This is a genomic window from Candidatus Methylopumilus turicensis, from assembly GCF_000953015.1.
GTDB lineage: Bacteria > Pseudomonadota > Gammaproteobacteria > Burkholderiales > Methylophilaceae > Methylopumilus_A > Methylopumilus_A turicensis.
In genome coordinates, this window is record NZ_LN794158.1 from 1,585,426 (window position 1) to 1,611,753 (window position 26,328).

Consider the following 26,328-nt stretch of genomic DNA (forward strand, 5'->3'; position numbering starts at 1 on the left):
CGTAATCGTGAATAAGCAATGACTAAACAAGGCCGTAACGACCCGTGTGCTTGTGGGAGTGGCAAAAAATTTAAGCAATGTTGTGCCAGCAAACCGGCGCAGACAGTAAGCCCACAAGCCTTGATGCAAGGCTTGCGTACGGCATGGGTAAACTTTGAAGCACAACGTTTTGAACAGGCAAAAAGCATTTGTCAGCAAATCATCCAGGCGGTGCCGGCACAAATTGATGCGGTGCATTTATTGGGCTTAATTGCGCTGAAAGATGGTGATATTGAAGCAGCTGTCACGCATTTATCCAACGTGGTGAAACGCGATGCCACCAAGCCCCAATACATTGCTAATTTAGGCTTTGCTTATCATGAGCAAGGTAAGCTCGATTTAGCAATTGCCGCTTATCGCAAAGCCATTGCCCTTGAGCCTCGTTATTTAGACGCCCATTACAACTTACATGCCGCTTTAATTGATGCTAAAAATCTAGCGCCATCCATTGCTAGCCTTGAAGCGGTGATTCAATTAAATCCACAAGATGCGGATGCCATTTTTATGTTGGGCATGTTGCAAGATTACCAAGGCAACACCAAAGCCGCTGAAGCCGAGTTTGAAAAAATCCAACATGGTGATGCCTTAATCAAATCTCGATTAGATGCCTGGCAGTATTTCAAAGGCGCCATTAAAGACAAATTGCCACCTGTCACAGGCAGCATACACGCCACTTTTGAGCTTGCGACCAAAGCATCCAAAGTGAAAGGCGCAGTGTTGGAATTTGGGGTGCGTCATGCCAACTCAACTCGCCAATTAGCCACGCTCGCCAAACAAGATGTCCATGGTTTTGATAGCTTTGAAGGCATTCCCGAAGATTGGCACGACGAAGGGAAAGGTAGTTATTCCACCCGTGGCGTGATCCCAAAAGTGCCTAGCAATATTCATTTACATGCGGGTTGGTTTGATGCGACTTTGCCAGAATTCTTAAAAACCAATACCGAGCAAGCACGTTTAATTAATATTGATTGCGATATTTATAGCTCAACCAAAACGGTTTTGGATTTGCTTGCGCCAAGAATCGTCAAAGGCACAGTGATTATTTTTGATGAATATATCGGCAATCAACATTGGCGTGAAGATGAATACAAAGCCTTTCAAGAAGCGCTTAAAACTTACGGTTGGAAATATGAATACTTAGCGTTTAGCTTCTTTACCAAACAAGTGGTGGTGAGAATTTGCTAATGCAAATTGGTGATGCCCTGCGTCAAGCGGCACAATCAATCCAAAACACGCTTGAGCTGGAACCAACAGAAGCCAGCTTTGAGGCAAATTTACTCTGCCAGCAAGTGTTGAATGTGAACCGCGCTTGGCTGATTGGCCACGAAACCGATGCCCTGGAAGCCAATCAGCAAGCGGGTTTTGAAGCATTGGTGCAACGCCGCTTAAACGGTGAGCCGATTGCTTATATCCTAGGCTCACGCGAGTTTTATGGTTTGCCACTTAAAACCACCCCCGCAACGCTTATCCCTAGGCCAGATACTGAAACTTTGGTGGAAGCAGCTTTAGCAAAAATTCCACAAAATGTCAGCCTTAATATTCTGGATTTAGGCACTGGGACAGGTGCAGTGGCTTTGGCGATTGCCAGCCAGCTTCCGCAAACAAAAGTAATTGCAGTTGATGCCTCACTTGAGGCACTAAAAGTGGCGATTGAAAATGCGCAAAGCTTAAATTTATCCAATGTTCACTTGATTGAGAGCAATTGGTTTTCAGCGCTAGTAAGTGAAAAATTTGATGTGATTGTGAGCAATCCGCCTTACATCGCCCAAGATGATGAACATCTAAAACTAGGCGATTTACGTTTTGAGCCATTATCGGCGCTGGCTTCTGGCGTGGATGGTTTAGACGACATTCGAAAAATCATTCAAGACGCGCCTGAATATCTCAATCCAAATGGCTGGCTCATGTTGGAGCATGGCTACGACCAAGCGGATGCAGTTGCAGCATTATTAAAAGCACGAGGTTTTAGCCAAATAGACCATGCAAGGGACATCGCGGGCACGCAGCGCGTCACATTTGGCGCAATTTAGCGCCGCCATAGTATAATCAGCGCATGTCAGAAAATTCATCCGTCGGCATTGTTGCCCCACAAATTGCACATTTCAATTCGCCACTGACGCTAAAAAGCGGTCAAGTGTTGCCTCAGTTCAACCTCATGTATGAGACTTACGGCGAACTCAATGCCGATAAATCCAATGCGGTGCTGATTTGCCATGCGCTTTCTGGGCATCATCATGTGGCTGGCAAGCATCACGAAGATGACAAAAATCCTGGTTGGTGGGATAACCTCATTGGCCCAGGCAAACCCCTAGACACCAACAAATTCTTTGTGATTGGCCTCAATAATCTTGGTGGCTGTCATGGCAGTAGTGGTCCGCTAAGCACCAATCCAGATACCGATAGACCCTGGGGCGCAAGCTTCCCTATTTTGACGGTTGAAGATTGGGTCAACTCCCAAGCACGATTAGCAGATTTTCTTGGCATTAAACAACTCGCCGCAGTGCTTGGTGGCAGCTTGGGTGGTATGCAGGCTTTGCAATGGTCAATTGCCTATCCTGAGCGTATGCGCCACGCTTTGGTGATTGCTTCCGCCCCTAATTTAACTGCACAAAACATTGCGTTTAACGAAGTGGCGCGCCAAGCGATTATTACCGACCCGGAATTTTACGAAGGCGATTACTACAATCATGGTGCGGTGCCGCGTCGTGGCTTACGGATTGCACGTATGTTGGGCCACATTACTTATTTGAGTGATGATGCCATGGGCGCAAAATTTGGTCGTAAATTGCGCGATGGCAATATTAAATATGGCTTCGATGTTGAGTTTGAGATGGAATCTTACTTGCGCTACCAAGGCGATAAATTTGCGGGCGAGTTTGATGCGAATACCTATTTACGCATGACTCGCGCGTTGGATTACTTTGATCCAGCATTTGAACATGGTGGCGATTTATCAGCGGCTTTGGCTAAAGTCACAGCTGACTTTTTGGTAGTTTCATTTACTAGCGATTGGCGTTTTTCGCCAGCGCGTTCACGTGAAATTGTGAAAGCCTTGCTCGATAACGAGCTTTCAGTAAGCTACGCCGAAGTAACCGCGGCACACGGCCACGATGCGTTCTTAATGCCAGATGCGCATTATCACAACATCATGCGTGCTTACTTTGCAAAGATTGAGGTGTGAGATGGGTAATCTAGAAAAAAATATCGCGCTCAACGCTGAAAACCGTGCCGACTTTGAATTAATAGCTAAATGGATTTCTCCAAATGCCAAGGTGCTGGACTTGGGCTGCGGCGATGGCGCTTTGCTCACTAAGCTTCGCAAGACCCACAATGTTCGTGCTTATGGCGTGGAAAAAGACGATGCCAACTGGCTAAAAGCCATGAATAACGGCATTGATGTGATTCAGATGGACTTGGAGTCAGGCTTGTCTGGCTTTGAGGCGCAATCTTTTGATGTGGTGGTTTTGTCGCAAACCTTGCAAGCAGTGCTCAACACAGAAGCGATTGTGAAAGAAATGCTGCGCGTTGGCCGTGAAGTGATTGTGACTTTTCCAAATTTTGGCTATTGGCGCTATCGTTTTCAATTAGCGCTAGGCGGCCATATGCCGGTTTCTGACACCTTGCCGTATCAGTGGTACGACACACCCAATGTGCATTTATGTACGATTCAAGATTTTGATGAGTTCTGTCGTAAAAGCGATATTGTGATTCAAGAACGCTTGGTGCTTAACGATAAAGAAGCAGTGCACTTTATGCCGAACATGATGGGTTCATTAGCGATGTATCGTTTGAGGGCTGGCTAGCCCTTGCCATATTCGCTGGTGTAAAAGTTCGCTAGTGTAAAAAATCAAAATGGACCCCGCATCAAACCGCAAGGGTCTTGTCCGTGGAATATATCTGTTAAAACAGATTATTTACACGCCAAAGTGGGGGGTGACAACTTGGGACGGCTAAGAGTCATCTTAGAAGTAGCTCTTAACAAATGTTTAAGAACCCATTTACTCTATGACTTCCAAATTTCTCTGTGTCACCCCGCACTTGATGCGGGGTCCATTTTAATAATTAAATAATTTGACTGTAAAGATCCATCCACTCGGCATTCTGTTTTTCGATCATTTCAATTTTCCATTCGCGTCGCCAACGTTTAAGCCTTTTTTCATGGGCAATTGCTGACTCAATGCTTTCGCTTGATGCATACCAAACCAGTTAATTTACATCATAACGCTCTGTAAAACCCTCAATTAATTTGTTTTTATGCTCAAACACTCTTCTGACAAGGTTGTTTGTGACGCCAACATATAGCGTTCCACGAGGCTTGTTCGCTAATATGTAAACGTAATAGGTCATGTAATCGTCTTTTGAAAGGTTTTAAATGATGGATTTTAAAAAATGGACCCCGGCTCGAAGGCCGGGGTGACAACAGTGGATGCTATCTCAAAGATAGCTTACATATTCTGCACTGTCATGCCGGACTAGATCCGGCATCCATTTAGACTTTAAAGCAGCTTATAGAGCCCTAACAAACCAAAACCTAACACCAGCAATCCACTTACCCGTCGTATCCAAACGTTTTGCAAAAAGGCTTTGAGCTTAACGGCTGCCATGCCCATGGTGAGCAAGGTGGGTAAGGTGCCAAGCCCAAAAGCGAACATTAATAAGCCACCACTCACAGCACTCCCCGTTGCAATCGCCGCAATCAACACGCTATAAACCAAGCCGCAGGGTAACCAACCCCATAAGCTGCCCAAGAAAAAAGCCTGCTTAATATTTTGTACGGGAATGTAGCGTTTTGAATAAGGCTGAAGCGTTTTCCAAATGAATTTTCCTGCACCTTCTAAGTAGGTTACCCCATGCCAAATACCTGCTAAATAAAGGCCAAGTGCAATGAGTATTAAGCTACTGATGCCGTATAACACATGTTGAATTGGAAGGACGTTTTGAAGGAAAAAACTAGAAGCGCCCACTAAGCCAGCAATACTCCCGGCCAGCGTGTAGCTTAATATGCGACCAGTGTTATAGGCCAACAAAAAAGGTGCTTTAGATTTGCTCTGAGGTAAGTGCATGCTTACAGCGCCGACAATGCCCCCGCACATGCCAACACAATGCCCCCCACCTAAAAGACCCACTAAAAATGCACTTATTAAACTTAATTCAATCATGCTGATATTGTGGCATGAGAAGGTGCTTTTCGGGTAATGTTGAGCCTATGAAAAATAATCCTCACTTTTTGCACGCCCTCCTTAATAAGCGCATGTTGATTTGTATCTTCACCGGCTTTAGTTCTGGTTTGCCGCTTTACATTCTGATTAGTTTGCTGCCCGCTTGGCTAAAAAGCGAAGGCGTTTCGCTCAAGGAGATTGGCCTTTTCGCTTTGATTGGTTTGCCATTTACTTGGAAGTTTATTTGGGCGCCGTTGTTTGACCGATATGCACTTCCCTTTGGTCGCCGCCGAGGATGGTTGCTCATTACACAAATTGGTTTGCTGATTACCTTGCCCGTGTTTGGATTTTTCCATCCGCAATTGGATATTCGCACCATCGCGTTTTTCTGTGTATTGGTGGCATTTTTAAGTGCCAGCCAAGATGTGGTGCTCGATGCGTATCGCCGAGAATTATTACCTGACGTTGAGCTTGGCCTCGGTAACGCAGTGCACGTCAATGCTTACAAAATCGCCAGCCTAGTGCCAGGCTCTTTGTCCTTAATCTTGGCTGACCACATGGACTGGTCTAGCGTTTTTATGATTACAGCTTTGTTTATGTTGCCGGGCTTGGTGATGACTTTATTAATCACTGAACCCGCACTTAAAAATGTTGCGCCAAAAACATTGCGGGCGGCGGTAATCGAGCCATTTCAAGAGTTCGTAAGACGCAACGGCATTAAAAGCGCATTGACGGTTTTGTTATTTATTTTTCTATATAAATTGGGCGATAGCATGGCGACCGCGCTTGCTACGCCATTTTATTTAGAGATGGGATTTACTAAAACCGAAATCGGTTTAGTAGCCAAAAATGCAGGGCTTTGGCCTAGCGTGATTGGTGGAATGCTAGGTGGCGTTTGGATGATGCGCTTGGGCATTAATCGCGCATTGTGGATTTTTGGTGCAGTGCAAATGATTGCCATTTTAGGCTTTGCTTGGCTTGCCACGGTTGGCCATAGCCTGCCTTGGTTGGCGCTTGTCATTGGCCTGGAGGCCTTAGGAGTTGGGCTGGGCACGGCGGCATTTGTGGCCTTCATTGCGCATACGACCAATCCACTTTATACCGCGACGCAGTTCGCCCTATTTACTAGCCTAGCGGCTGTGCCACGTACTTTTGCCAATGCCGCAACTGGCTATTTAGTTGACTATTTTGGTTGGACGCAATTTTTTATCCTGTGTTTTTTATTAGCGATTCCTGGGATGTTGCTCTTGTTAAAAGTCGCGCCTTGGAAAGCCACACTTGACACTGGGATGAATGGACATGTCTAAGCCGCACTGTTCGGGTATAATTCTGTTTTTTTGAGTAGGAACTAAACATGCCTATTTATGACTATCAATGTGCAAGTTGCGGCTTCAAAAAAGAGGTCATGCGCAAGGTGAGCGAGCCCAGCGTAACGGTATGCCCAGAATGCAGTAAAGAAACATTTGCGAAGCAAGTATCAGCGCCCGCATTTCAATTAAACGGCACAGGTTGGTACGCGACAGATTTTAAAGGTAGTGGCGCTAAACCCAATACCAGCAAGCCAGATGCGAGCGTTGCTGAAACAAAAACGGAAGCCGCACCTGCCGCTTGTAATACCGGCTGTGCCTGTCATTAAATACGCGTTACTTAATTAAGAACATATGAAAAAAAACTTTATTACTGGTTTGTTAGTACTCGTGCCATTGTTCATTACGGTTTGGGTGCTCAGCACCTTGATCGGTGTGATGGATCAAAGCTTATTGCTACTGCCTGTTGAGTGGCGTCCTGAAGCGCAGCTTGGACGAACCGTTCCTGGTATTGGCGCGATTTTAACCCTGCTGATTATCTTGTTCACGGGGGTGATTGCGACTAACTTTTTTGGTAAGCGTTTGCTTGCTGTATGGGAGGCGATGCTTGCGCGCGTGCCTGTCGTTAAGTCGATTTATTCGAGTGTTAAGCAAGTGTCTGATACTTTGTTTTCAGATTCCGGTAATGCTTTCCGTAAGGCTTTGTTGGTGCAATACCCGCGTCAAGGCTCTTGGACGATTGCCTTTTTAACAGGCCGTCCAGGTGGTGATGTGGCGAACCATCTGAAAGGCGATTATGTCAGTGTTTATGTACCCACTACGCCTAACCCAACCTCTGGTTTTTTCTTGATGATGCATCAAGCCGATGTGATTGAATTGCACATGAGTGTGGATGAAGCCTTGAAATACATTATTTCGATGGGGGTTGTAGCCCCAGCAGTGCCTCACACCCTCGAGCATGACCCCGGTGTTGATGCAACATCCGATGCTTAATTTACAAATGCTTAATTAACTTTTTACTTTAATTTTTCTAATAAGAACATTATCACTATGCGAACTCATTATTGCGGACATGTAAACCGCGACCTCATTGGCCAAACAGTAACTTTATGTGGTTGGGCGCATCGTCGCCGTGACCATGGTGGCGTTATTTTTATCGACTTGCGTGACCGTGAAGGCATGGCGCAAATCGTCATCGACCCAGACACGCCAGCAGCATTTGCCATCGCTGAATCAGTGCGTAGTGAATATGTGTTGAAAGTCACCTGTAAAGTTCGCCCGCGCCCAGAAGGCACCGTGAACAAAAACATCCCGACCGGTGAAGTGGAAATGTTGGCAAGTGAGATTGAAATTCTCAATGCATCGCTTACCCCACCATTCATGTTGGATGATGAAAACTTAACTGAAACTGTGCGTCTTGAGCACCGTTATATCGATCTCCGCCGTCCAGCGATGCAAAAGAACATGATGTTGCGTTACCGTGTGGCTAAGACCTTGCGTGATCATTTGGATAGCAACGGCTTTATTGAAGTTGAAACCCCAATGTTGACCCGCAGCACCCCAGAAGGTGCACGTGATTACTTGGTGCCAAGCCGTGTACATCATGGCATGTTCTTCGCCTTGCCACAGTCACCACAGTTGTTCAAACAACTCTTGATGGTTTCAGGTTTTGATCGTTATTTCCAAATCACTAAATGTTTCCGTGACGAAGATTTACGTGCGGACCGTCAGCCAGAATTTACCCAAGTGGATATTGAAACTTCATTCTTGGGCGAAGAAGAGATCATGAACATCGTCGAAGACATGATTCGTAAAATGTTCAAAGGCGTTCAAGATATCGACTTGCCAGCACAATTCCCACGCATGCCATTCTCGGAAGCCATGACGCGTTATGGTTCAGATAAGCCTGATATGCGCGTTACGCTTGAAATTACTGAGCTTTCAGATGTAATGAAAGATGTGGATTTCAAAGTATTTGCAGGCGCTGCCAATATGGAAAATGGCCGTGTCGCAGCTTTGCGTGTGCCTAACGGCGCGGCAATCACCCGCTCTGGCATTGACGCATACACTGAATTTGTGAAGATTTATGGCGCTAAAGGTTTGGCCTACATCCGCATTAACGACATTACCCAACTGAATGAAGAAGGCCTGCAAAGCCCGATTGTTAAGAACATTCACCAAACAGCGTTGAAGGCAATTATTGAACGCACAGGCGCAGAAAATGGCGATATCATTTTCTTTGGCGCGGATAAAACTAAGATCGTGAACGAAGCCTTAGGCGCTCTGCGCCTTAAAGTGGGGCACGAACATGGCCATGTGGATGGCCGTGCTTGGGCACCGCTATGGGTGGTGGACTTCCCAATGTTTGAACACGATGAAGAAGCAGATCGTTGGGTTGCGCTTCACCATCCGTTCACGGCACCCAAAGACGGTCACGAAGACTTACTCGCGACTAACCCTGGCGCTTGCTTATCTAAAGCCTATGACATGGTGCTTAACGGCTGGGAAGTGGGCGGCGGTTCAGTGCGTATCCACAAACAAGAAGTGCAATCAAAAGTATTTGATGCATTAAAGATTAGCAAAGAAGAAGCTCAAGAGAAATTCGGCTTCTTGCTTGATGCGCTTCAATATGGTGCGCCACCACACGGCGGCTTAGCGTTTGGTCTAGATCGTTTAGTGACGTTGATGGCAGGTGCTGAATCTATTCGTGACGTAATTGCGTTCCCGAAAACACAACGTGCACAATGTTTGATGACCAACGCACCAAACGAAGTAGATGAAAAACAACTACGTGAGTTGCATATTCGAGTGCGTACGCCAAATGTGGCAGGCGCTTAAGTAGAAAGAAAAAGGCGCTTTCAAAGCGCCTTTTTTAATTTTAAGTTGAGGCATCTGTGGATTTCAAAACCCCAATTTCTGTTTTAGTCTTGATTCACACGGCCGATTTAAAGGTCTTGTTAATCGAGCGTGCGGATAAAACAGGATTTTGGCAATCCGTCACTGGAAGTATAGAAGTTGAAGATGCAACGCTTCGCGACACGGCTGTTCGCGAAGTCATGGAAGAAACAGGTTTGGATGCTACGCAGTTTGATTTAAGCGATTGGTATTTCTCACAAACCTACGAAATTTATGAGCATTGGCGTTATCGCTATGCACCAGGCGTTACGCACAATACCGAGCATATTTTTGGGTTGGAATTGCCTTCAACGCTAGATGTAAAATTAGCGCCTAATGAGCATGTGGCTTATGAATGGGTGGATTGGCGCGAGGCGGCCAAGCGTGTATTTTCTTGGACGAATGTGGAGGCGCTCCGATTACTCGGTGAGCGTCACCAATTAACACTTTAACGGAATGATTATGCAAGTTTCCCAAATTAAATTTGAACCCTATCAAGCCCGCAATGAGGAAGATTTGCAGGCGCGTATTGTGGCGGCTAAGCAAAAGCTCGGTAAAAAATTAGTCATTCTTGGCCATCATTATCAGCAAGAAGGCGTATATCGCCATGCCGATTACACCGGCGATTCACTCAAGCTTTCTCGTTTTGCTGGTGAAACGGACGCTGAATACATCGTTTTTTTGGGCGTACATTTTATGGCTGAAGTGGCTGATATTTTGTCGCGTCCCGAACAAATTTCTATCTTGCCAGACCTTTCAGCAGGCTGTTCGATGGCCGATATGGCGAACTTGGCTAAAGTAGAGCGTTCACGCCGTGAGTTATCTAAAGTGCTGGATTTTGATGAAAAAATAACGCCAGTGACTTACATTAATTCCGCAGCCGATTTAAAAGCTTTTTGTGGGGAGCATGGCGGCATTGTGTGTACCTCAACTAATGCACCAAAAATTTTAGAATGGGCGTTTCAGCAAAAAGAAAAAGTCTTGTTCTTCCCTGACCAAAACTTAGGGCGTTGGAGTGGATATAAAATGGGTATCCCACTTGAGCAAATGCCAGTGTGGGACCCTGACCAGCCGATGGGCGGTTTGACTGAAGAGCAAATTAAAAACGCCAAGATTTTGCTATGGAAAGGCCACTGCGCGGTGCATCAAATGTTCCGCGAGCAAAACATCACTAAATTCCGTGCAGAGCATCCTGAAGGTTTGGTGATTTCGCACCCTGAGTCGCCTTTTGAAGTGTGTTTGAACTCAGACTATGTGGGCTCAACTGAATACATCTTAAAGACCGTTGCTGATGCGCCTGCGGGCACCCATTGGTTAGTGGGCACCGAGCTTAACTTGGTCAATCGTTTGGCGGAGCAAATGAAGCCACAAGGTAAAACCGTGCAGTTTATGTCGCATGTGGTGTGTGAATGCTCCACCATGGCGCGTATTGATCCACAACACTTGGCTTGGACGCTTGAAAATTTAGTTGAAGGTAATGTGGTCAATCAAATTAAAGTGCCCGCAAAAGAAGCCGTTCTCGCCAAGCTGACCTTAGACCGTATGTTGGCGGTTTCATAAAGTCACAGAGGCGAAGGCATGCATCACACGCTCAACATCGCCACTTTTAATATTCACAAGGGCTTAACGCACTTTAACGCGCGTTTTGCTTTGCATGAGCAACGCGAGTTGCTCCGCACCTTGCAGCCCGATATCGTTTTTCTGCAAGAAGTGCGTGATGAGCACGCCCCGCACAGCAAGCGCTTTAGTAATTGGCCAGAGGCAGGTCAAGCCTCTTTTTTAGCGGATGCAATTTGGCCACACTTCGCTTACGGCAAAAATTCAGTTTACCCAGCAGGCCATCACGGCAATGCCATTCTTTCTAAATTCCCTATCGTCGCTCAAAATAATGCCGACATTTCCTCGCACAGTACCGAGGAGCGCGGCATGTTGCATTGCACCATTCAAATCCCTAAGTGGGATAAACCTTTGCATGCTATTTGTGTGCATCTGGGTTTGTTTGCGCGCTGGCGTCATGCACAGTTAAAAATGGTCGCTGACTATATCGATGCTCATGTGCCAGCCGATGCGCCATTGATGATTGCAGGTGATTTTAACGATTGGACAACACGCGCAGGTAGCGTGTTCGCTGGCAAGCTTGGCTTGCATGAAGTCTTTAAGCAACACACCGGGCGCCATGCCAGAAGCTTTCCTTCTGTCTTGCCCATACTCAGCCTAGATCGTGTTTATATACGCGGCTTTCATATTCAACATGCCGAAGTCCATTCGGGTTCACGCTTGGTTAAAATGTCCGACCATGCCGTGCTCAGTGCTCGCTTAACTAGACACCCCGCTGAATAAATCATGACCAATTTCATCCACGGCAATCAAATTCAGCTGTTACGAAATGGGGCGGAATACTTTCCTGCACTAGAAGCCGCGATTGATGGCGCCAAACATGAAATTTACCTCGAAACCTACATTTATCGAGCAGACCAGACAGGCCTTAAAATCGGGCAAGCGCTGATGCGAGCGGCTCAGCGCGGCGTCTCGGTATGCCTATTGTTAGATGGTTTTGGCAGTCAGGATCTGCCCGCGAGTTATGTTCAAACCTTAGGGCTCGGTGGCGTCAAAGTGATGTTTTACCGCACCAAAATTTCACCTTGGACCTTCAAAAAAAATCGCCTGCGTCGTTTGCATCGTAAGCTCGTCGTCATCGATCAAGCTGTTGGGTTTTTGGGGGGCATTAATATCCTCGACGACTTCGACCCACCGTTTGTTGATGTTGCCAGAGTAGATTATGCCGTGTGCTTAGCAGGGCCATTGTTACCCTCGCTCTATGCCACCATGCATAAGCTTTGGCGACGGATTGCTTGGTCGCAATTGCGTCCTCTCAAAAGCCCCATTCATTATTCGCCACCAATACACGGTACAGGGCACGCAGGCATCCAGGCGGCGTTGGTATTGCGTGACAACATCATGCACCGCCGCGACATCGAGGAGGCTTACCTCTCAGCGATTGCGTCCGCAACAAACGAAATCCTCATTGCTAGCGCCTACTTTTTGCCGGGGATGCGTTTTCGTAAGGCACTCATTGATGCCGCAGCCAGAGGCGTTAGCGTTAAATTGCTCCTGCAAGGCCGCGTTGAATATTTTGGCATGTTTGCCACCCACGCGTTTTATCGCTTATTTTTACAGCATGGCATCGAGATTTTTGAATATCGCAAAAGCTATATGCATAGCAAAGTCGCGGTGATAGATGGTGAGTGGGCAACCGTTGGCTCATCCAATATCGACCCATTTAGCTTGCTGCTGGCGCGCGAGGCCAATGTCGTGGTGTCAGACAAAACATTTGCCACCGAACTCCGCACAGATATTCTCAATACTATCCAAGATGGTGCCAGCAAACTCAGCCATGAAGATTGGCGCCATCGCCATTTAGCAGGGCGCTTCGCCTCATGGCTAGCTTATGGATGTTTGCGATTGTTTTTAGGGCTGATTGGGTATTCTAACGAGCAATAAATTCATTTTTTGTGCTACAATGTAGCTCAATATCAAAAAAGGAAACCATCATGGCTGCCAATGCTGTTGTGAGAGCTCGAGTGAATGAACAAATCAAAGACGAAGCTTCTGTTGTCTTAGAAGCGATGGGACTGACTGTATCTGACGCATTCAGAATTATGATTACACGCATTGCCAAAGAAAAAGCTTTGCCATTTGAGCCTTTAGTCCCTAATGCTGAAACGATTGAGGCAATGAAAGAAGCAAGAGCTGGAAAACTTCAATCTTTCAATTCCATTGATGACTTGATGGCTGACTTGAATGCGAACAATTAAACAAACCAGTCAGTTCAAACGCGACTTTAAGCGCGAATCTAAAGGTAAGCATAAAAAGACATTGGCTGAGGATTTCAAAGCTGTTCTGATATTGCTATTAAGTGATGCTGCTTTACCTGAAAAATATTGTGATCACGCCATGATTGGTAACTGGAATGACCATCGCAATTGTCATATCAAGCCCGATTTAATCCTCATGTATCGATTACCTGACGTCAAAACATTACAGCTCGTGCGCTTGGGCTCACATAGTGAGTTAAGCATATAGCGATAAGAGTGGGGTGACAGTTGCATCTCAAAGCTAAAGTGAAGCGCTTGCATTGAGCCGTATGGTTCGGCGATGTGAAGTATGCCAAATACGGCGTACTGCCACTCCAAGTAGAGTACGCCCTAAGCTGGCTGATTAAGCTTTAGCAGTTGCTGGTGCATCACCAAAATTCATATTATTTATTACACTGAAACACCAACTCTCGTTTACCACCTACTGGGCTTTGATTACGCTCTTTTAGCGCATAGCCATTTGGGCAGGTTTGTTTTGCACGGTCATAGCAATTGGGCCAATCTTCTACTGCGCCATTACAGGTCACTTTGTAGGTTTGGGTTTTAAGATCTATCATTTTTACGGATTGTGCAGCACCTTGTGGATTTGATAAAGCATAGCAGCCAGACAATAATAATGTGAGCAGTACAGCCAATAATTTCATATTCAACTTTCAAAAAACAGCGATTTCAAAAAACACCATTTAAAACAAGCAATAAAAAAACGGCATCCGAAGATGCCGTTTTAACTTAAGTCTGACTAAGAATTAAATCCTAGAAGAATAAGATAGCACCAAGAGAAATAGTGTCACTTTCACGGCTTAATTTACCAGTTAAACTATTGCCACCTGAAGCAAGTGTTCCTTTAGCTGTAATTTCTTGATTTGTATACTCAGCAACCAAGTTTAAACTCTTAGTAAGTGGGTGATACGCACCAACGATGTATGATTCATTTTGAACTTCGCCTGTAAAGATACCTACGCCACCTTTAGAATTGCTTTGTCCATAAGAAACACCCAATTTAGTACCTACGCCAGGAACAGCGAATGTAGCTTGAACATAACCACCGCTGTCATCAGTTTTGAAACCAGTGCCATTGAATAAGCCGCCTGTTCCTACAAGACTTGTGAATGAAGCACCTGCTTTAGCAGCCGTTGAAATATCTAAAGATGATTTTAGATTAGCTTGGCTATCTAAACCCTCACCATCATAGTAATAACCAACTAGGCCGAAACCTTGGTATGAAACTTTACCACCGATATCAAAGCCTTTAGATGTGTAGCTTGTTGCACCTTCTGTCTTTTGTGTCAAACCACCCAACCATACACGACCAGTTACATCGTTAGCTGCGAAGTCATAAGTTGCCTTAGCTTCGTAACCCATGTCTTGTTGGCCGTTATTGAAGCCTTCCATTACGCCAGCAGCAACTTGGAAACCATTCCAGTTTGGTGATACGTAAGACATTTGACCTTTCCAGTCAGCGTAGATGTAGCCAGAACCAATACGACCTAGTGTTGATGAACCGCCAGCTGCAGAAGCACCGCCAGCACTAACACCAACGCCTAACAAAGTCATGTCTGACAAGATAGCGTCAGAACCGAAAATGCCTAGATCACGACCAGCTTTGATCGTACCCCATGAAGCATCACCAAATGTCAAGAATGCTTGACGAATGTTTAATGTGTTGTTACCACCAGCTGCAGCACCAGTAGATTGGCCAGCAGATGTACCAGTGAAGAATGAGAATTGGAACGCAATATCCAAATCATTTTGACGTGTTTTAGCACCAATACCAAAAGCTGCTGGCAATAAACCAGTACCAATTGTATTGCGATCATCATAGCCTGTACCAGCTTCATCAGCAGATCCAAGTGAAGAGCCATTATAAGTAGCTGAAGCCTTGATATCATCAGTTGATTTGTTTGTGTAGTAAGCATTAACGTTACCACCGATATCTACAGTCCAATCACCAGCTGGGATTGTGATACCAGCTTGTGCAGATGATGCGAATGCCATAACAGCACCAGCAGTTTCAAACCTGTTTTATATTATTGAATTTTATAGAGATTTATCCCATCCATTGACAGTAGTCGACTTATAGCTAATGAATGGGGTTATTTTCTCTAAGTAGTCACCCCACCAAGCCATCATCTCCGTTCGCTCTTTTATGTATTGTGCTCTGTTGTAAGCACGACGCACTTGATTGGCCTCTGTATGTGCCAGTTGTCTTTCAATTACGTCAGCTCTAAAACTGTTTTCATTAAGTATCGTACTGGCGATTGCTCTAAATCCATGGACTGTCATTCTGTGTTTATAGCCCATCAAGTAAAGCGCATAGATCATTGCGTGATCTACAAGGGGCTTATTTGCTTTATGAAAAACTAAGTGATTACTTGGATGTGTTAATTTAATGTGATTAAGCAAATCAATCGCTTGTTTACTTAAAGGTACAACATGGTCTAGTCGCATTTTCATGCGAGCTGCTGGGATTTTCCAAATAGCGTTGTCCAAATCAAACTCATCCCATGTTGCTTGTATTAGCTCATTCTTACGCACAAAGGTCAGTGCCATAAGTTGTAGCGCATATTTCACTATCAAGTCGTCTGCTTTATTGTATTTGGCAATATTACACATTAGTTCTGGTAGCTCTTGTGGCGTAACAGCATTGAAGTGAACAACAGTATGTGCGTGTAATGCTTTATTCAGTCCCAATGTAATGTCTTGCTTACACACTTCTATTATCATTGCGTATTGCCATATTTGCTTACAATCATTCAATACACGACGTGCTAAACCATATGCGCCTCTTTCTTCCATTCGTTGTAGTAACTCCAATAAATCTTTGCGTGTAATGCGCTGAATATTTTTATCAGCAATAAACTTGAAGATATTATTTACCAGTCTCAGCTCAACTTGTTTTGTGTGATTGGCAGTCCACTTTGAAGCTCGACGAGAAAGCCATTCTGCTGCGATTTTTTTGAACCTTAAATCTGGTCCAGCTACAAACTCTTCTTTAGTTTTGATTTGGTAATGCGCCAAATGACTTGGATGGCTGTACTTGGCAACAATCACTTGCTCATAAAACGCTTTGGCATGCTCATAGGCGGTGCGCTTATCTGTTGTTTTCAAACTTCTGCGATAAGTCTTGCCTCTATCCCAATACATCGCTTGCCAATAAGGCGAAGCATTATTCAAATAGATTTTGAGTTTTTTGGGGTAATTAGGGACATTTGAAACTGTACCGATAATTGCGGCTGTTATATGGCGTGGCTTTTCTAGCATTCCACTAGTTTATTTTCAGACTTTTAACTTGGGCAATCAAAACCAGTCGACCTTCCAATGGACTAAAGGTCGACTGTGATTGAGAAGTGCGCAACAAGAGTCGTGTTGAAACGACTATCTAAATATCAGTTATCTCAACTAATTAATGTAACTACAAAAATATGTTGTATATTCTAATTAATGTAACTACAATAATTCCATATGAAGTTCAATTTTGATTCAAACAAAGATGCTATCAACTTAGCCAAACATCAGCTCTCACTTGCTGATGCTGCCAATTTAGATTGGATGGCTGCGCTTATATGGATTGATAACAGACATGATTATGGTGAAATTAGGCAGGTTGGTTTAGTGCCAATGAATCAACGCTTATATGTTGTGGTGTTTGTAGATAAGAAAACTGAACGAAGAATTATTAGTCTTAGAAAAGCTAACAATAGAGAGTATGAACGATATGAACAAGAAACTGATTAGACCAACAGATGAAGAAGATGCCTTAATTACCGCTGCTGCGTTAAGCGATGCTGATGCTTTGCCATTAACTGATAGTGAATGGAACGCAGTGAAGGCAAGCGCTAAGCGCGGCCCAGGCAGACCAATAGGCAGTGGCTCTAAAGCACAAGTGACCTTACGCTTAGATTTAGAAGTTATTCAAGCACTCAAAGCGACAGGCTCAGGCTGGCAAACCCGCGCTAATGAAGTGTTACGCAAATGGGCTCATCACCAGTAGCAACTTTTAATGTTGAGCCTCTAGATTAAGAAAGTCGTTTCAACACGACTTTCTTTTTACCTTACCAACTGCGGATAACTCACTACATTGCCTTTGCCGTACATTGCTTCTAATTGGAGTTTCGCTTTGTAAGCGTCTTGCGCTTGAACAACAACATTGGTCGTTGTTGTGACTCTCTGTGTCACCACTAATTTCACCAAGCTCTTATATGTATTCATTTCTGTTTGTTCTCACGCTAAATCAATTACTGTAATTTCTCTCAATACTCTTTCCTACCGAAATCAGGCCTTCCCCAGTAAGTGCCAAATCAAAACGATTCAAAATTACTTGGTTTTTTATGGTTTCCTTTTGTTTGACATAAATAAATGTACAAGTAAGATTAAGGTTGGCACGCCGATTAAAACAGTGCTGCGAAGTCCGTTCTTAAACGTGTGACGGTAAGCAAAGTGAGTCTCTTACTACTCGTCCTCATTACACTACCCTTAAATGGATGCCTTAAAACGACGCACCTTTGTGCTGTAACGTTTGTAATGTTGTAGATGGTTAGTTACCCAGTAATAGGTAACGTAGGCTTATTGCCAATGAATAAGCTGAAAGTGAGTGGGACTGCCACATTTGAACCCACAAACATATCTAAATACCGCTTCTGATATAGGCGATAGATATGTTGCGTAAGACGAGCACGTAAAAGGAGACAGCAAAACCTGCCTTACTTGTTAACTCAAGTTGTGTGTATATCAGTTGTTTGGATACCTCAGTAAAAGTGAATAAACAAGACCATGCCCTTTAACAGGGCGTGGCTTATTCTTCCTAGTAAAAGAGTTGAACAGCAAAAACTTCAAATCAATATTTAAGTTCATCTATATCAAAAGTCGTTTCAAAACGACTATCAAACAAAAGAACAAAAAAATGTGTTGAGCAAAAGCGAATGCTTTTGTGAAAACACTAGCGAACATCAGTTCGCTCATTAACTCATCGCATAAATATAGAAACAAAGGAACTAAGCAATACCTTTGTTATTAACCACGCAGATGACTTAACTAATTGATTAATGGATAGAAGATGAACATAAAGGACATATGGAAAAAAATGGTAGGAAATGAAAACATAAGAAAATATGCTGCTAATAATGAAAACAACACATTATTAGAGGATTACATGAAACAGGCACGTACACTTAATGACAAAGAATTAAATCTATTACTGCTTTACGTAAACACACGCAAATACGCAGAACGCGATCGTTGTATGTTGTTGATGACATACTTCGCAGGAATGCGTATTGGGGAAGTGGCTGCTACAAAGATTAAAGATGTATTGGGAGCTGATGGCACAATCAAACAAGAAATAAACTTAACAGCAGAACAGACAAAGGGTAAGTTCGCACGCACAGTGGTATTAAATGAAAAGCTACGCAAAGAGCTATTGGCTTATTTACTGACACGATTTAGCAAACAGGACTTAATTGCTATTCAATACAGTACAGCTAAAGAAAAACCCCTGTTCTCAACACAAAAGAGCGAAGGCTTTAACGCCAATACTGCCTGCTATCACTTTCATATGTTATACAAGAGGGCAGGACTTGAAGGTTGTAGCAGTCATAGTGGCAGACGAAGTTTTTTAACTGAGCTAAGCAGCAAGTCAGTTCCACTTAAAGTCTTAATGGAATTAGCAGGACACAGACAGGCGCAAACAACAATGCGCTATGTGAACGTCACTCAAGACATGAAACGTGCTGCTGTGGAGTTGATTTAGAAGAGTCGTTTCAAAACGACTTTGCTACACAGGTATGCCAATATCCAATCTATAGTTTGAGGGTAAAGTTGGCATACGCTCAAACAAACTGATAAAGCTAGCTTCGTTCACTGATGGCGGTTGCCACTCACCTCTCGCAACAGCAGCATCTAATTCCTTTTGCTGTTCCTCAGTCCAACGCTGACGCGGTGCTACCTTCTCAAAACTTGGAAACTTACCTATTTCAGCATTGGCAATTAGGGCATCAGCACGTGCAATCATGCGGCTTACAGCCACTTTCATGCCATTTCGTTTTTTTCTGCCAATTAATACGCCCTCGCCAACACGCGGCATACAGTTTCTAACTAGCTTAAAGCCAACACCCATTTGATGGGTTGTCATCTTATTAAATGGCGCACCAATTGATGAGCCATCTTGCTTGGCTAACTTAACCAAGTGATTCAAACTCCATATTTCGTGTGCTCGCTTTAATGTGTCTTTTCTCACGCCAACTAATTTTGCCAATGGACGTTTAGCGTTACTAATTCGCCCCCGCTGGTTTTTTGTTTCAGCAATTCGATTGGGATGCTTTCTAATCTCAGCCAATACTTGTCTAGCTATTGTGCGTTCAGTTAAGTTGAGCGGAATTTCAACAATCAAATAGTTATCTCGTGTTGGACTGACATTACTAAAGTAATCATCAAGTCTTTTTACATGGGGCAGTTTTATTTGCTCAACAAATATTTCTCTGCCCTTATTTCGCCACCAGTAATCAAAGCTGTGCGTGTAAACATCGCCAAAGTCACGCCACATCGATTTTAAGTCTTCATCTAATGTATTGCCCTGCTGCTGACATACCCACCAATAGTCTTTGCTTAACCTCAAATACTCCCACCACCAACGCTGAACACTTTCTAAAGCACCACGCAATTCACTTTCTTCAGTTTTATAGGTGATGCGTGGTGAGCTTTTAAGTTGTCTGCTTGGCTGTTTCATTTGAACATCTCACAAAGTGTTATCAGTTAATTATCGCTAAAATAGTGTTAAATGATTATAGCCTAGAATATGAATTGTCGATAGAGCGAACACACACAAAACGCAATATCGCATTTTTTAATTTCTATTTGAAAGGTAACAAATCATGACAACAGCAACTCTAGCAGCACCAGTAGTAACTTCATCAACTCTAGCAACAGCTTCACAAGAGTCGTTTCAACACGACTCTTTACAACTAGGCTCAGCAAACAACTTGTCTTTCATCGAGCAGTTAATTATTGAGCAAGAGGTTTGGTCAGACACAGCATATAAAACAAGTAATGACATGCTCTACGCCTTGCTAGCTAAATGCTACGCAAAATATGAGGAAATGTGCGCTGACAATCACACAGCTAAAAAACTGCGTGGTGAGCTTGATGATTACATCAAGCTACACAGTATTGCTGTAAACAAAACCTCTCACACACTTATTAAGATTGTTAAGTGCGTGTTTGGTACTAACAAGCGTCGTGTTAGCGCATACAGCATCGTGCTACGCACAGCTTTGTTCAACAAAGTCAAAAGTGCAGATATTGCTGACTTTGTTCGCAACAACGGGGGTGTTGAAGAAATTCGCCTAGCTAAAAATGGCAATGTGCTTAGTCCTAAACAAAAAGCAGAGGCAGCTAAAACTGCTGTAGTAAGTGCTGCACTAGCAGAATTTACAAGCGAGGACATTGCCAAGCAGCTTGATGCAGCAAACATTGGTGAGCAAATTGTGTTTGTCGCTACACAACAAGCCGACGGCAAGTTTGTTGTAAATGCTGTCAGCACTAGCGCAACAGCAGTTAATGCAGCTTTGGCAGCCTATTACAGTGCTAACAAAGCCAGCATTAATAACCAGCAAGACCAGCAAAACACTACAACAGCCGATGCGCAATTAACCAACATCGTTAATAACACCAACGCTTAATTGTTAACACTTGCGGCAATGTGTAAAAGCATTGCCCATTTTTTTGGAGAAAAAATAATGGAAGACTTTACAAAGAAGTATTCGCCTAAAACAATTGGCGACATTGTGTTTAAGAGCAAAAACGAACAGCAACAAATTATGGATATTGTTGATGGCAAAGTGCCGTTCCCATCAACTAAATGTGGCATCTTGCTTTACGGGGTTTGGGGTACTGGCAAAAGTGAATTGGCCAAGCTAATACCCGACGCGATTGAAATGAACAAAACAGGCAACAGTTCAAACTATCACTACAGCGCAATTGGCAGTGGCAATGATGGTGTAAAGGTAATGAACAAGATTGAACAGCAGGCTTGCCTATATCCGTTCAGCGCATCACAACATTACTTTGTATTAGATGAAGTGGACAGATTAAAGCCAGAAGTGATGTTGTCGCTTAAACAAGTAATGAATTTTCCTAACAGCGTTTTTGTTCTCACTACCAACAATTTATCAGCAATTGATAAGGGGGTGCTTAGTCGTTGTGTGCGTGTGGATTTTAATGCAGCAGCAGACAAGGCTTGGTTGCCCAAAGTTAAACAGATTTTAGCGGACTATGGTGTAACACGCTCAGACAAAGAATTACTTGATGCAATTGCTTTGTGTAAAGGTGATGCTAGAGAAATTTTATATACAGCGCAGCGTATTGTGGCTAATGATTTAGAAAAAGCCGCGTAATTAAAAGACGTGTTAAAACGACTCTTGTAAACAATAAAGCCCACTTCATAATGTGAGCTTTATTCATTTAATTTAATCTAGCTTTCGCTAGTGCCTGCTGTGCTTTCTGTACTCGTTCTGTTGCCTTAGCCTGTTTCTGCCTTGTCCGTTCAGCAGTTAAAGCATCCGCAGCCCTGTCTTTAGTCTGTTTTAACGCATTAATGCGAGCCGCCGAAGGTGTTAGTGTCTTGATAGGTTTAATTGTTGTTATCTCGTGTATGCGCATTGAGTATTTATGCGGGATATCAAGAGCTACTGTTTGGAACTAAATACTTTTCGATTCAATTTATTTCACACCCTTAAAGTACATCAGCTCCCAATCAAGATAAAATTTATTGTCATCTTCAAAAACTCCAAGCCATTTTTTAAGATTACATAATAGAAAATCCCTACTAATAGCTTTTAAGCCAAGAAGCTTAGTAACAAAGATCATCATTTGATCTTCATCTTGGAAAACCCAAGGACAACTCATGACCTTAGCTTCAACATCATGGAATCCAGCCGCCTCAAATTCATCCTTGAAGCTTAGATTTGGATAATTACCACGATGTCCATTTATAGAAAATTCGTTCACAAACTGATCTAAAAATTTTGCAACCTTTGAGCCGCTAAAAACCTCGCCCACGACTAACAATCCATTAGCCGATAGGCATTCATAAGCGGCACTTAAATAGTTTCTCTGCTCATCGTCTGAGGCATGATGAATAGGGGTAATAGACATGATTGCATCATAACCATTACGCTCGATTTTGTTGAAAAAGAAATCGGTAATAATTGGATGTTTTTGGTATGCTGAGAAATCAGCTTCCATTAGCTCTGCCCTATCTATATGTGCCTCTGGATACAAATCATTCAGCATCATTCCATCTGCTGGAAACTCTAGTATCTTCTTAAATTCTTTTTTGTCCATTTCACGCAAATTAAAGAACTCGGCACGTCTAACTTCAGGGCACTCAAAGCCTATTTGAAAATAGTCATTTTGCGTATTTTGAAACCTATCTTTCCAAGTTGTGAATTTATTTTGCGAGCTCATGCGTCTTTCGTACTAAAGCTGAAGCCGCTTTATCCCAAGCATTGTATTGACGAACCATAGCATTTCTTCCACCAAGATCAAACCGATATCCCTCACCAATGAGAGACGAAAAATGCCATGTATTTCCGCCAAGGTTTACTTCTAAAACATAAAGTTTCCCAGTTAAATCGTCTTTCAAAATATCAATGCCAAGCAATGGATTTTGAGGGAAAGCATTGGCAACCATTCTTGCAAAATTGTTGATTTCTTCATCTTGAAACAGCTGTGTTGAGCGGTTCTCTCGCATGTTAGAAGCGACTGTTGTGTTTAACATTAAACTGGAATCAGTCTTGGGATAAGAAAGTTTGGAGCGAGCTCTAGAACTAAAGAGAACTTCATTCAGGAAAACGGTAACTCGGAAATGTGTGGGGGTTTCACCACATTTAATAAAATTCTGAACCAAATAACTATCTTGACGTATCAGATGTTCTTCGGGAAAATTTTGGATTGTGAGGGTGGGGATAAGCTTAGTCGACACCATATTCACATCTTTACCAGTGGATTGAATATGCTCTGGCTTTAATACCACCCAATCACCATAAATCTTTGGGTCTAATTCCATTCCCCATCTAAAACGCTCAATTGGTAAACATGGGAGATTATTTCGTTTGAAATGTTCATACTCTTCAATTTTGCTCATTTCTTTAACTGCAATTTTAGCAGCTATTGCAAACTCTGTTTCAGGCGGATTACATAGGTAGATGACGAGTAAAGGCAACTGAAGAAATTCCGGAGGCACCATTTTGGAGGTTAGAAATTCAGGAACCATAGCTACGCCCAAAGATGAGTCAAGTCTTTTAACTCGCCTAGCGATTTGCTGAAAGTCTTCTGCATTTTCTTCGCGATAAACGACAATCACGGCTTTTTTTAGATTCGCCAACACTAACTCGCCAGCTCGTGGGTTTTTCTGACTAAGGCTTCTGCAGCCCTATCCCAAGCGTTGTATTGGCGAACCATCGCATTTCTTCCCCCCATAGCCTCTCTAAATAAATGCGAGAGTTTAGAAGAGAATGCCCAAGTATTTCCGCCCAGATTAACTTCCAGTACATAAAGTGCATCTGATTGCTCGTCTTTAATAATATCAATACCAAGTAATGGATGTTCAAGGAAGGCATTTGAAACATTCAATGCAAATTCATTCACTCTCTTGTCAATAGTTAAAGTTGCAGTTCTATGTCCAGTTAAATTAGACGCGACAGAATTTTTCAGCAACTCCTTAATATCAACTAATTGTGTTGGGTACGCGGATTTTTGAGTCGATTTAACTGAATATAGAATTTCACCTAGAAAAACTAACACTCTGTAATGTGTTGGAAATTTCCCCGTTTTAACAAAATTCTGAACCAGGTAGCTATCTTTGTGAATCAAATGGTCCTCAGGGAAGTCCTCAATATTGATAGTTGGGAGCAACTCAGTAGGGACCATATTTACACTTGCACCCGTAGAGGTAATGTTCTCCGGCTTCAGCACTACCAAAGCCCCGTAAACCTTCGGGTCAAGCTCCATCCCAAACTTAAAACGCTCTATTGGCAAGCAAGGAATATTATGTTTCTTAAAATGCTCATATTCATCAATTTTACTCATTTCTTTAACAGCAAGCTTGGCCGCAATATTAAATTCAATTTTAGGTGGATTACACAAATAAATGACCAGCAATGGGAGTTGAAGAAACTCTGGCGGAACCATCTTTGAAGTCAAAAGCTCGGAAATCGTTGCGACGCCAATACTAGAATCTAAATTTCTGACCCTTCTTGCAATCTCGTGAAAATCATTTGCACTTTCATCACGATGAACAACAATCACTACTTTTTTTAGTTTTGACATAAATGCAAGATGCCTCTATTGATACTCAAGACCTAATATAACAAAAAATATTGAGTAATTTATTTCTTACATTGAAAAGTTAGTTCGCGCTTAGTGCCGCGATTATTATCTTCTCTTGTAATCACATCATACTTTCCGTTACAAGTTGCCGAAGCTTTGTCATAACAACTAGGCCAATCTTCAACAGCACCCGCACAAGTTGTGAAATAAATACTATTTTTAGCATCTTTCAAAACTACTGGCTGGATTGCTCCATGCTGCAATTGTGCACATCCACCTAAAAATACTAGAGCAACGAATAATAATTTATACATATTCTCTTTCTTATCCAAAAACTAAAAACGGCACCCGAAGGTGCCGTTAAGCTTTATCAAACTAAGAAATAAATCCTAGAAGAATAAAATCGCGCCAAGTGAAACTGTCTTAGCCTTAGCTTTCAAGTTCTCTTCTGCATTAGAAGCTTTAAGTTCAGCATCAGTGTATTCAGCTACTAAATTCAAGCTCTTAGTGAGTGGATGATAAGCACCAACGATGTATGATTCATTCTCAGTAGTAGAACCGTTGTATGAAGATTTGCTTGTGCCCCATGAAGCACCCAATTTAGTGCCTACACCTGGGATCGCATATGTAGCTTGAACGTAACCACCGCTATCTTTAGATTTAAAACCATTTAAGAACTGCAAGCCACCAAGTGCTGAGCCAGTACCTGTAAATTGACCTAATTGACCGTCAAGACCTTCGCCATCATAGTAGTAACCAACTAATCCAGCACCTGCATATGCAACTTTAGCACCAACTTCAACAGCTTTTGATGTGTACGCGCCATCAAAACCGTCTTGATGCTTCTGGCTCAATCCACCCAACCATACGCGACCAGTAACATCGTTCGCAGCGAAGTCGTAAGTTACTTTACCGTCAAAACCAAGTTGAGTTTTGGCGTTTACAGTAGTTACTAAATTATTTAAATTCTCACGAGCGGCTACAGTGAATTGCAAACCGTTGAAGTTTGGAGATTGATATTGAAACTGACCAATCCAGTCGGCATAAACATAACCAGAACCGATACGACCAAGTGTTGAAGAACCTTGACCGCCTGCACCGTTACCAACGCCTAACAATGTCATGTCTGAAAGAATTGCATCAGAACCGAACACGCCTAGATCACGACCCATTTTGATAGTACCCCATGAGGCATCACCAACAGTCATGTAAGCCTGACGAATGTTCAATGAGTTACCACCACCTGCTGTTGAAGCACCTTGTGATGAGCCAGTAGATGAAGCTAAAGGTGAACCATTTACGCTACCAGCATTAATACCAGTGAAGAATGTGAATTGAAACGCAATGTCCAAATCATTCTGACGTGTTTTAGCCCCAATGCCTAATGCTGATGGCAAAAGACCTGTCGAGATGCTGTTTTTTGTACCAAATGATGTTGATTCGCTTCCGATCACGTCACCTGAAAAGCGTGTATTTGTGTAGAACGCGTTAACGTTACCACCGATGTCAACAGTCCAATCACCAGCTGGGATTGTGATACCAGCGTTAGCTGCAGATGAGAATGCTACTAAAGCACCAGCAACTGCTAAACCTAATTTCTTGTTCATATATTTCTCCTAAAATTTTTGTTTCCTCATGAAGGCGTATTTACCCCATGAAGGTGTTGAGAGTATGCCAAACCAAAAGCAAGGTTAGCAAGTAAAGTTGTATGTTTTTTGACAACTAAGGATT

The 26,328-nt window shown here is 43.1% G+C and carries 31 protein-coding genes; 19 read left to right on the top strand and 12 right to left on the bottom strand.

The window, feature by feature from the left end; genetic code table 11:
- Positions 1-18 precede the first annotated feature (18 nt).
- The 4 genes from BN1209_RS08010 to metW are packed head-to-tail and all read left to right on the top strand — an operon-like array spanning position 19 to position 3,842.
- On the top strand, positions 19-1,224 hold the full coding sequence (locus BN1209_RS08010) for a class I SAM-dependent methyltransferase (RefSeq protein WP_082048470.1): 1,206 nt from the start codon (positions 19-21) through the stop codon (positions 1,222-1,224).
- Positions 1,224-2,069: a peptide chain release factor N(5)-glutamine methyltransferase gene (gene prmC / locus BN1209_RS08015; protein WP_045751707.1), complete on the top strand. Its 846-nt coding sequence runs from the start codon at positions 1,224-1,226 to the stop codon at positions 2,067-2,069. Before BN1209_RS08010 ends, prmC begins: the two co-directional genes overlap by 1 nt.
- A gap of 23 nt (positions 2,070-2,092) precedes the next feature.
- Positions 2,093-3,220, top strand: a complete 1,128-nt coding sequence (gene metX / locus BN1209_RS08020) for a homoserine O-succinyltransferase MetX (RefSeq protein WP_045751708.1) — start codon at positions 2,093-2,095, stop codon at positions 3,218-3,220.
- A gap of 1 nt (position 3,221) precedes the next feature.
- On the top strand, positions 3,222-3,842 hold the full coding sequence (gene metW / locus BN1209_RS08025; protein WP_045751709.1) for a methionine biosynthesis protein MetW: 621 nt from the start codon (positions 3,222-3,224) through the stop codon (positions 3,840-3,842).
- Positions 3,843-4,245: 403 nt separating this feature from the next.
- On the opposite strand, the gene BN1209_RS09320 is transcribed toward metW, so the two are convergent.
- Complete coding sequence (locus BN1209_RS09320; protein WP_320408767.1) at positions 4,246-4,386, bottom strand: GIY-YIG nuclease family protein; 141 nt, start codon at positions 4,384-4,386, stop codon at positions 4,246-4,248.
- 149 nt (positions 4,387-4,535) lie between these two features.
- Entirely contained in the window at positions 4,536-5,198 is a 663-nt protein-coding gene (locus BN1209_RS08035) for a sulfite exporter TauE/SafE family protein (protein WP_045751710.1), read from the bottom strand.
- 47 nt (positions 5,199-5,245) lie between these two features.
- Between BN1209_RS08035 and BN1209_RS08040 the strand changes: the two genes are divergently transcribed.
- Genes BN1209_RS08040 through BN1209_RS08085 form a run of 10 tightly spaced genes read left to right on the top strand, consistent with a single transcriptional unit; the run spans position 5,246 to position 13,483 of the window.
- The gene (locus tag BN1209_RS08040) at positions 5,246-6,505 is read left to right on the top strand and encodes an AmpG family muropeptide MFS transporter (protein ID WP_045751711.1); all 1,260 of its coding nucleotides are present in this window, start codon (positions 5,246-5,248) and stop codon (positions 6,503-6,505) included.
- A 47-nt stretch (positions 6,506-6,552) separates the two neighbouring features.
- On the top strand, positions 6,553-6,834 hold the full coding sequence (locus BN1209_RS08045) for an FmdB family zinc ribbon protein (protein ID WP_045751712.1): 282 nt from the start codon (positions 6,553-6,555) through the stop codon (positions 6,832-6,834).
- Between the two features lie 25 nt (positions 6,835-6,859).
- The gene (locus tag BN1209_RS08050; RefSeq protein WP_045751713.1) at positions 6,860-7,498 is read left to right on the top strand and encodes a DUF502 domain-containing protein; all 639 of its coding nucleotides are present in this window, start codon (positions 6,860-6,862) and stop codon (positions 7,496-7,498) included.
- Between the two features lie 57 nt (positions 7,499-7,555).
- Complete coding sequence (gene aspS, locus BN1209_RS08055) at positions 7,556-9,343, top strand: aspartate--tRNA ligase (RefSeq protein WP_045751714.1); 1,788 nt, start codon at positions 7,556-7,558, stop codon at positions 9,341-9,343.
- A gap of 56 nt (positions 9,344-9,399) precedes the next feature.
- Entirely contained in the window at positions 9,400-9,852 is a 453-nt protein-coding gene (nudB, locus tag BN1209_RS08060) for a dihydroneopterin triphosphate diphosphatase (RefSeq protein WP_045751715.1), read from the top strand.
- Between the two features lie 10 nt (positions 9,853-9,862).
- Positions 9,863-10,960, top strand: coding sequence for a quinolinate synthase NadA (nadA, locus tag BN1209_RS08065; RefSeq protein WP_045752078.1), 1,098 nt, complete (start codon positions 9,863-9,865; stop codon positions 10,958-10,960).
- Positions 10,961-10,978: 18 nt separating this feature from the next.
- Entirely contained in the window at positions 10,979-11,740 is a 762-nt protein-coding gene (locus tag BN1209_RS08070) for an endonuclease/exonuclease/phosphatase family protein (RefSeq protein ID WP_045751716.1), read from the top strand.
- Between the two features lie 3 nt (positions 11,741-11,743).
- The gene (gene clsB / locus BN1209_RS08075) at positions 11,744-12,901 is read left to right on the top strand and encodes a cardiolipin synthase ClsB (protein ID WP_045751717.1); all 1,158 of its coding nucleotides are present in this window, start codon (positions 11,744-11,746) and stop codon (positions 12,899-12,901) included.
- Positions 12,902-12,951: 50 nt separating this feature from the next.
- Positions 12,952-13,215, top strand: coding sequence for a type II toxin-antitoxin system RelB/DinJ family antitoxin (locus tag BN1209_RS08080; RefSeq protein ID WP_045751718.1), 264 nt, complete (start codon positions 12,952-12,954; stop codon positions 13,213-13,215).
- Complete coding sequence (locus BN1209_RS08085) at positions 13,202-13,483, top strand: type II toxin-antitoxin system YafQ family toxin (protein ID WP_045751719.1); 282 nt, start codon at positions 13,202-13,204, stop codon at positions 13,481-13,483. Before BN1209_RS08080 ends, BN1209_RS08085 begins: the two co-directional genes overlap by 14 nt.
- Before the next feature lie 175 nt (positions 13,484-13,658).
- Here the strand turns inward: BN1209_RS08085 and BN1209_RS08090 are convergent, their stop codons facing one another.
- From BN1209_RS08090 to BN1209_RS08100, 3 genes are all read right to left on the bottom strand, one after another.
- Positions 13,659-13,919 carry a hypothetical protein gene (locus BN1209_RS08090; protein WP_045751720.1) on the bottom strand — a complete coding sequence of 87 codons (261 nt, stop codon included), beginning with the start codon at positions 13,917-13,919 and terminating at the stop codon, positions 13,659-13,661.
- 109 nt (positions 13,920-14,028) lie between these two features.
- Entirely contained in the window at positions 14,029-15,270 is a 1,242-nt protein-coding gene (locus BN1209_RS08095) for a porin family protein (protein ID WP_045751721.1), read from the bottom strand.
- Positions 15,271-15,312: 42 nt separating this feature from the next.
- A complete protein-coding gene (locus BN1209_RS08100; protein WP_052661134.1) occupies positions 15,313-16,536 on the bottom strand; it encodes a tyrosine-type recombinase/integrase in 1,224 nt (407 codons plus the stop codon).
- A gap of 201 nt (positions 16,537-16,737) precedes the next feature.
- Between BN1209_RS08100 and BN1209_RS08105 the strand changes: the two genes are divergently transcribed.
- Together BN1209_RS08105 and BN1209_RS08110 are read left to right on the top strand one after the other, a co-directional pair.
- Positions 16,738-17,010 (top strand): BrnT family toxin, encoded by a 273-nt coding sequence (locus tag BN1209_RS08105; protein ID WP_045751722.1) that lies wholly within the window; start codon positions 16,738-16,740, stop codon positions 17,008-17,010.
- Positions 16,991-17,266, top strand: a complete 276-nt coding sequence (locus BN1209_RS08110) for a BrnA antitoxin family protein (RefSeq protein WP_144402567.1) — start codon at positions 16,991-16,993, stop codon at positions 17,264-17,266. Before BN1209_RS08105 ends, BN1209_RS08110 begins: the two co-directional genes overlap by 20 nt.
- A 56-nt stretch (positions 17,267-17,322) precedes the next feature.
- Here BN1209_RS08110 and BN1209_RS09190 read toward each other — a convergent pair whose 3' ends face one another.
- Positions 17,323-17,484, bottom strand: a complete 162-nt coding sequence (locus BN1209_RS09190) for a hypothetical protein (protein ID WP_171816522.1) — start codon at positions 17,482-17,484, stop codon at positions 17,323-17,325.
- 844 nt (positions 17,485-18,328) lie between these two features.
- On the opposite strand from BN1209_RS09190, the gene BN1209_RS08115 reads away from it, so the two are divergent.
- Positions 18,329-19,021 (top strand): tyrosine-type recombinase/integrase, encoded by a 693-nt coding sequence (locus tag BN1209_RS08115; protein ID WP_197539013.1) that lies wholly within the window; start codon positions 18,329-18,331, stop codon positions 19,019-19,021.
- A gap of 24 nt (positions 19,022-19,045) precedes the next feature.
- Here BN1209_RS08115 and BN1209_RS08120 read toward each other — a convergent pair whose 3' ends face one another.
- On the bottom strand, positions 19,046-19,996 hold the full coding sequence (locus BN1209_RS08120; RefSeq protein WP_045751724.1) for a hypothetical protein: 951 nt from the start codon (positions 19,994-19,996) through the stop codon (positions 19,046-19,048).
- Positions 19,997-20,141: 145 nt separating this feature from the next.
- Here BN1209_RS08120 and BN1209_RS08125 point away from each other — a divergent pair, with 145 nt between their 5' ends.
- Together BN1209_RS08125 and BN1209_RS08130 are read left to right on the top strand one after the other, a co-directional pair.
- Positions 20,142-20,948 (top strand): hypothetical protein, encoded by an 807-nt coding sequence (locus BN1209_RS08125; protein ID WP_045751725.1) that lies wholly within the window; start codon positions 20,142-20,144, stop codon positions 20,946-20,948.
- A 57-nt stretch (positions 20,949-21,005) separates the two neighbouring features.
- Positions 21,006-21,662 carry a P-loop NTPase fold protein gene (locus BN1209_RS08130; protein ID WP_045751726.1) on the top strand — a complete coding sequence of 219 codons (657 nt, stop codon included), beginning with the start codon at positions 21,006-21,008 and terminating at the stop codon, positions 21,660-21,662.
- 325 nt (positions 21,663-21,987) lie between these two features.
- Here the strand turns inward: BN1209_RS08130 and BN1209_RS08140 are convergent, their stop codons facing one another.
- The 5 genes from BN1209_RS08140 to BN1209_RS08160 form a co-directional block, all read right to left on the bottom strand.
- The gene (locus tag BN1209_RS08140; protein WP_045751728.1) at positions 21,988-22,734 is read right to left on the bottom strand and encodes a class I SAM-dependent methyltransferase; all 747 of its coding nucleotides are present in this window, start codon (positions 22,732-22,734) and stop codon (positions 21,988-21,990) included.
- On the bottom strand, positions 22,718-23,656 hold the full coding sequence (locus tag BN1209_RS08145) for a hypothetical protein (protein ID WP_045751729.1): 939 nt from the start codon (positions 23,654-23,656) through the stop codon (positions 22,718-22,720). Before BN1209_RS08145 ends, BN1209_RS08140 begins: the two co-directional genes overlap by 17 nt.
- Positions 23,656-24,597, bottom strand: coding sequence for an ATP-grasp domain-containing protein (locus BN1209_RS08150; RefSeq protein ID WP_045751730.1), 942 nt, complete (start codon positions 24,595-24,597; stop codon positions 23,656-23,658). Before BN1209_RS08150 ends, BN1209_RS08145 begins: the two co-directional genes overlap by 1 nt.
- A 59-nt stretch (positions 24,598-24,656) precedes the next feature.
- Complete coding sequence (locus BN1209_RS08155) at positions 24,657-24,911, bottom strand: hypothetical protein (RefSeq protein ID WP_045751731.1); 255 nt, start codon at positions 24,909-24,911, stop codon at positions 24,657-24,659.
- A 75-nt stretch (positions 24,912-24,986) separates the two neighbouring features.
- Positions 24,987-26,204, bottom strand: a complete 1,218-nt coding sequence (locus tag BN1209_RS08160) for a porin (protein WP_045751732.1) — start codon at positions 26,202-26,204, stop codon at positions 24,987-24,989.
- Positions 26,205-26,328 lie beyond the last annotated feature (124 nt).